The sequence below is a fragment of the Desulfosarcina cetonica JCM 12296 genome (assembly GCF_001311845.1).
Lineage (GTDB): Bacteria > Desulfobacterota > Desulfobacteria > Desulfobacterales > Desulfosarcinaceae > Desulfosarcina > Desulfosarcina cetonica.
In genome coordinates this window covers 1-5,864 of record NZ_BBCC01000283.1, presented here as the reverse complement: position 1 = coordinate 5,864, position 5,864 = coordinate 1, and the positions used below count along the sequence as shown (strand labels likewise).

General features: G+C 56.6%; 8 protein-coding genes, 1 pseudogene and 2 riboswitches. Of the genes and pseudogenes, 7 read left to right on the top strand and 2 right to left on the bottom strand.

The features are described from left to right. The 3 genes and pseudogenes from JCM12296_RS31970 to JCM12296_RS31965 all read left to right on the top strand — a co-directional run. Window positions 1-382, top strand: a pseudogene (locus tag JCM12296_RS31970) (MMPL family transporter); the annotation flags it as partial. 31 nt (window positions 383-413) lie between these two features. Continuing rightward, a complete protein-coding gene (locus JCM12296_RS40595; RefSeq protein ID WP_172684218.1) occupies window positions 414-599 on the top strand; it encodes a hypothetical protein in 186 nt (61 codons plus the stop codon). Then, a complete protein-coding gene (locus JCM12296_RS31965) occupies window positions 596-1,240 on the top strand; it encodes a polysaccharide deacetylase family protein (protein ID WP_172684217.1) in 645 nt (214 codons plus the stop codon). The genes JCM12296_RS40595 and JCM12296_RS31965 overlap by 4 nt, the downstream gene beginning before the upstream one ends. A gap of 158 nt (window positions 1,241-1,398) precedes the next feature. Here JCM12296_RS31965 and JCM12296_RS31960 read toward each other — a convergent pair whose 3' ends face one another. Both JCM12296_RS31960 and JCM12296_RS31955 read right to left on the bottom strand, forming a co-directional pair. Further along, the gene (locus tag JCM12296_RS31960) at window positions 1,399-1,644 is read right to left on the bottom strand and encodes a hypothetical protein (protein ID WP_054701617.1); all 246 of its coding nucleotides are present in this window, start codon (window positions 1,642-1,644) and stop codon (window positions 1,399-1,401) included. Between the two features lie 23 nt (window positions 1,645-1,667). Next, a complete protein-coding gene (locus tag JCM12296_RS31955) occupies window positions 1,668-1,958 on the bottom strand; it encodes a Nif11-like leader peptide family natural product precursor (protein WP_054701614.1) in 291 nt (96 codons plus the stop codon). Between the two features lie 539 nt (window positions 1,959-2,497). Beyond that, window positions 2,498-2,681: riboswitch (cobalamin riboswitch) on the bottom strand. A 102-nt stretch (window positions 2,682-2,783) separates the two neighbouring features. Continuing rightward, window positions 2,784-2,990: riboswitch (cobalamin riboswitch) on the top strand. Between the two features lie 303 nt (window positions 2,991-3,293). On the opposite strand from JCM12296_RS31955, the gene JCM12296_RS31950 reads away from it, so the two are divergent. The 4 genes from JCM12296_RS31950 to JCM12296_RS31935 all read left to right on the top strand — a co-directional run. Beyond that, window positions 3,294-3,596 (top strand): hypothetical protein, encoded by a 303-nt coding sequence (locus JCM12296_RS31950; protein ID WP_054701610.1) that lies wholly within the window; start codon window positions 3,294-3,296, stop codon window positions 3,594-3,596. Window positions 3,597-4,175: 579 nt separating this feature from the next. Beyond that, complete coding sequence (locus tag JCM12296_RS31945; RefSeq protein WP_213181696.1) at window positions 4,176-4,673, top strand: GNAT family N-acetyltransferase; 498 nt, start codon at window positions 4,176-4,178, stop codon at window positions 4,671-4,673. Between the two features lie 6 nt (window positions 4,674-4,679). Then, window positions 4,680-5,501 (top strand): class I SAM-dependent methyltransferase, encoded by an 822-nt coding sequence (locus JCM12296_RS31940; protein ID WP_213181697.1) that lies wholly within the window; start codon window positions 4,680-4,682, stop codon window positions 5,499-5,501. Window positions 5,502-5,533: 32 nt separating this feature from the next. Continuing rightward, on the top strand, window positions 5,534-5,864 hold a 331-nt coding region (locus JCM12296_RS31935; protein ID WP_172684216.1), incomplete at its 3' end, for a homocysteine S-methyltransferase family protein.

Genomic DNA, 5,864 nt, shown 5'->3' with positions numbered 1-5,864 from the left:
CGAGCGCGGCGTGCTCGCCTGTGCGGCCGCGCCGCAAATCCCGTCGGCACCGCAAAAAGCCGATGCCGCGCTGCTTTTGGACATGCTCCACTTTCTGGATGACAACGCCCTGCGGCTCACCTTGACCCGGCTGTATGCGGCGCTCGACCCAAAGGCCTCGCTTGTCATTCGGGCCGTTGTGATTCCGCCGGGTAAAACCTCCCGGCTTTGGAAGCTGGACGCCCTTCGGATGCGGCTGGCCGGTATCCGGGCCTATCACCGGACCGTCGACAGGCTCAGTGCATTGATCACCGCGTCGGGTTTTCAAATGCAAACCACCTGTCTTTCCGGTAACAATCCGGAATCGGTCTGGATGATCGCCAGGCCGTCATCCGACGCGTAAATGGGTGAATTCAGGGAGGGTGGGGATTCCGATGGCTCGCTGCGGCAAAGCAAAACGTCCCTTTTCAACGGCCGAGCGCATCGGTGTTGGCGCCTTGGGCGCGGCCCTGGCGATGGCTGTCGTGGATGTTCGTTGGGCGGTGCTGCCCCTGGGAATTTTCCTGTTGTTTTGCGCCGTCGCGCCATTTGTTCCCGGGGTCGGTTTTTTCTGCCGGTGATCAGCCGCGGCCGGGCAGGGCAAAAGGCCGTTGCGCTTACCTTTGATGACGGCCCGGACCCTGTTTCAACGCCAAGGTTGCTTGACCTTCTGGCCCGGCATGGGGTCGTCGCCACGTTTTTCGTCACCGGTCATAGAGCGACGCGCCATCCTGAGGTCATCCGACAGATCCTCTCCCAGGGCCACACCATCGGCAACCACACCTATGGCCACGACAATTTCATCATGATCAAACGCTGTGCCGTCCTGAAACGTGAAATCCTGGCCGCCCAGGACGTGCTGTCGCGTTTCGGCATCGCGCCCATCGCCTTCCGGCCCCCCGTCGGCGTGACCAGCCCCCGGCTCGCCCCTGTGATGCGGGAGCTGGGCATGCTAACCGTCAATTTCAGCCGGCGGGCCGGCGACCGGGGGAATCGGCGGGTTGAAGGGATTGCCTCGAGAATTCTAAATCGCCTACGTGCCGGCGACATCATCCTGCTGCATGATACCCGCCCCCACAATACGGCGCTATTCGATCGCTGGTTGGAGGAGATCGAGAAGGTCTTGACCGGAATCCGGGCAAAGGGGTTGGCCGTCATCCCCCTGTCCACACTCATCGACCGTCCGGTGATGGTGGCAGCGGAGGAAAGATCGGATTCGTAACAAGCCCGATATCCGCGTTACGCGAATCCTTCGTCACTGCGGCGTACGCAAAAGTACGCCTCATTCCTTAAGGATTCGCAAGCCTTGATCTCGGGCTTGTTACGAATCCGTATAGAAATGCGCCCATGGCAGATCGCCGGGGCGCATCTCGATCAAATCTAAGAAATTTTGGCGATGGTTCGTACCGACGTGATGCCGCTCCAGTCGTAGTAGGTGTTGGTGGTTATCCCATCAGCCGTTTCGGTGATGCGCACGAACTCTTCGCCCAGGAAGAGCGTGGCTCCTGAATAGACCTTTTCCTCATTGACCTGACAGCTGATGTCCTTGCGCAGTTTGCGGGAAAGGGTCCCGTGAAGGGGCATGGAGGCGTACTCGAAGATCTTTTCCAGTGTTGCTTTCTGCATGAATTTTTTCCTTTCACTTACGTTTATCCGGAACAGCCGCTGCACCCGCCGGTGCATGCGGCCGGTGCCATGGTTTGGATCAACAGATTCCACCACAGCTTGAATTCTTTCATCTGATCGGCTTCATCCACTTCCTGGCACTGTCTCAGCCGTTGATAAAAGGCTTCGTCAAATTCATCTGCCGTGAAATGAATTTTCTCTTCGGTGAGGATATCCTCGATTGCTTGGACGCTATCGGCGGCATTCATTCGCGACCGCAGCGTTTTTTCCGAGAGTCCCCGTTTGATGAATGTCAACGCATTGGCGACGGTCATGGATTCTCCTTTCATTTCCGGAAGGCCCGCTTGCCTTTCGGTACAAGTCCATTAAGGGTGTGATTTGGAGCCAGATTGAGCAAGCACCATACCAGGATCACCGGATCCGTTGGGATGGGGTCTGCGATGTCCCTCTGAGACGCGTCGAATATATACAATTATACGAATAATAACTGTGTATTATGAATTTTATGGAATGGCGTCAGGGTATTCGGTAAAATATATCCGGCGTTTTGAAAGACGATAATTGTAGATACAATTCTGTGGGGTGTGTCGATCTGATCTTCAAAATTGTCAACCGATACACAGCGAAACGGAAAAGGGCAGGGCGTCAACCTGCCTGGGGAAAGAACACACGCAAGGGGTGGGAAAGGCAGACGCCGAGGGAGAATTTCCTGCCCGAAATTCTCCCTCGGCTCTGGATCAGGGCGCGGCATTAACCGGTATATAAAAAAGCCCTTCATGCCTCTGCTCGCATGAAGGGCTGCACCCAGCTTACTTGACCCTTTACGGTTGCCATTCACCCAGATCGCCGTGGGTATGGCCGATTTTTTAAGGCAGGTCTTCTGACTTTCGGATCGTCCTACTCTCCGCGCCTTCCCGTTTCAAGCGATGAAGCAGTGGCAGTTGCGAATTTCGTCCCCGAACACAGCGGCGGGACCGTCCCCGATTTTCACGGGATTCCCTATTAAGCCTTGCGGCACCTTGGGGCCACTATTAACAGAACGGGTGCGTATGTCAATGGAATTTTCGGAAGTAAAGCCTCCTGCCTGTGGCAATGCCTTTGTTTGATTCGGTTTGCGCTTGACTTTTGAGATAGATTCTATAATTACTGAATCATCAGGTTTCACATGCAGTACCAGAGCTGTTCGCTGCATTGAATGAATAGGGAAATCCGTGAAAATCGGATACGGGCCCGCCGCTGTAACCGGGGACGAAAACTGCACCAGGGTCACTTGCCTTCGGGTGGGGAAGACGCAGCCAGTAGGACGATCCGGAAGTCAGAAGACCTGCCTGATGGTGAATGCCTTCCTCGTGGATAAGGGAGAGGCAACAAGATCCGTGGATTGACCAGGGCATCCCCGAATCGGTATGAACACTGATGGTTCGGGGATTTGTGTTCTCCCCCGAATCCAGATTCACTTCGGTTGGAGAATCAGATGGCCGCCCTACCATTGTCGGATTCGCCCCCCATCCTGTATCTGTTTCTCTGGATTTTTCTCAGATTCGCGCGGCTCTTGATCTCTCCTGGCACTATTGCATACCCCCATTTGGCATCTTGGAACTTTAAGGATGAACTGCTTTTCAATAAACCCATAACCCAGGAGGTGGATCATGGCAATGCAGTGTCCAGTCAAAGTTTATCGGGCTCAGTCCCATCCCGAGGGCAAATCCGAAATGCCGGTTTACCTGATCGACGACGGAAGACTTTTCCGGACCGTGGCGCATGAACGCGGTTGGTCGGAGAATCCGGATTATGTCCTCCAGACGGGCGGGTTGATTTTCCGGACCACCCACCATCCCCTGGGCGTCAGTGATGCGCCTGATTATCGATTGGAGAAGAAGGGGATGATGTACCGAACGGATCATCACCCTCGCGGCGCATCCATGCATCCGATCTACGAAATCCGAGATTGACCGGTACCTGAAAACCGTTCAATCGGCATGTGTGAAAAAGACGGCGGCGTGGATTGCGTCAATACAGTCCTATTCAGCGCCTTCCGATCCCATTGACGATTCCTTGCGGGTCCTGTCTTCCCGCGCATTCGTCATTACACGGTGGCTACCGACGATTGTGGCTCAGATTAGGTATATAAAAAGAATCGTGCAATGCTTTTGCCCGCGGTGCGGCAAGCTCCATTCCACATATATGCTGTGGACCGGCCGGGGTATTCCCCGTAAGTATTGCTCATCCTGTAAGCACTTGATCGATGCCTACGATGACGCGGCGCTCTATGAAATCGGAGACGGTGATTCCATCCGCCCGAGTCGGAGAGGGCATATATTCGAAGATGATTGATGATCCCCTCAGGTGGAAAGCGGTATTTGTTTCAGAGCCCGAACCCTACTTCCCCGGGGACAAGGATTTCTCCGGTAAAATCTATTCAAAAAATATCGCTTTTCTTTCGATTCCGCGTATAATGGCGTATGGTCAAGGGAACCGGGTCCATAGATGATTGATGGGCCTCCACACATCCAAATGATGAGAAGCCGCCCATGCAGGATACCATCGCCATCGTACCGGCGAGTCGCCCGGATGCCGACGCGATCGCCCGGGTTGTCAGCATTGCCAACCGGGATGTGGCCGACCGCTTTGGCCTGACCATGGAGAACGCGCCCCGGCATCCGTCTTTCTGCACCACGGAATGGATTCTGTCCGACATGGATCGGGGACAGGCGTATTTCGTTTGCCGGGAATCCGGTATGATCACGGGGTGCGTGGCCTTCGAGCAGGCCGATGCCGCCACCGCTTATCTGAATCGGCTTGCCGTTTTGCCCGAATACCGCCACAATGGCCTTGGCAGCGCGCTGGTCCGGCATATTCTCACACTTGCCGAGAAAACGGGCGTCAAGACGGTGAGCATTGGCATCATTGCCGAGCACGAGCGCTTGAAACGCTGGTACCAGGGGCTCGGGTTCGTGGATGCCGGCACGAAGCGATTCGACCATTTGCCGTTTACGGTGGGGTTTATGCACTATGCCGTCCGACCCTGAGGATAGATGAGAGACAAAGCGATGAACGGGAACGCGACATTTCAGTGGGATGCCCAGGACTACGCGAATCACTCCAGCGTCCAGCAAACGTGGGCCAGGGACCTGATCGCCGGTCTCGGCCTTAATGGCGATGAAACCGTGCTCGATATCGGCTGCGGCGATGGCAAGGTCACCGCCGAGATTGCCGCTTGCCTGCCCAAAGGCAGCGTCACCGGCATCGACAGCTCTGCAGAGATGATTGCCCTGGCGGGCAAGACCTTCCCACCGGCGTGCCGCCCCAATCTTTCTTTTCGCGTCGTCGATGCCTGCCGGCTGCCTTTTCAGGCGCAGTTCGACCTCGTTTTCTCCAATGCCGCCCTGCACTGGATTCGCGATCATCAGCCGGTGCTCGAGGGGATCCACCGCGCCTTGAAACCCTCCGGTCGCGCGGTGGCCCAGATGGGCGGCAGGGGCAATGCCTCCCAGGTGATAGCGGCCGTTGAAACGATCATGGCCCAGAACGAGTGGCAGTGCTGTTTTGACGATTTCGCCTTTCCTTACGGATTCTATGCCCCGGAAGAATACGAACCGTGGCTGGTGGCAATGGGGTTTGTTGTCGTACGCCTGGAACTTATCCCCAAGGACATGATCCACGACACCGAAAAGGCATTCAAGGGCTGGTTTCGAACCACGTGGCTACCATACCTGGCCAGGGTGCCGGAGGATGCCCGCGAACATTTTATCGAGGCGGTGACGGCGGTCTACTGCAAGGCCCACCCAGCGGACCCGGCGGGCCAAATCCACACCCAGATGCAGCGCCTGGAATTTGAGGTAATCAAACCGGCCTGACCGGACGAAGGATTCCTAAAAGGAGGCACGTCATGGCCACCAACAAGGCCGCATCGCTCGATCTGCCCGAGCGACCCGTCCTGCTTGACGGCGGCATGGGGCGGGAGTTGCAGTTCCGGGGCGTCGCCCTCTCCGAGACGATCTGGTCCGCTCAGGGGCTGGTCGCCGCCCCCGATGTGGTGCGCCAGATCCATGCGGACTACATTGCGGCAGGTGCCGACATCATCACCACCAATACCTACGGAATCATCCGTGACGATCTGGCCAGGATCGGGATAGCCGACCGGTTCACCGAACTCAACGAATTGGCCTGCCGGTTGGCTCGCGATGCTGCCGATGCGGCCCGGCGGCCGGTGTGGGTCG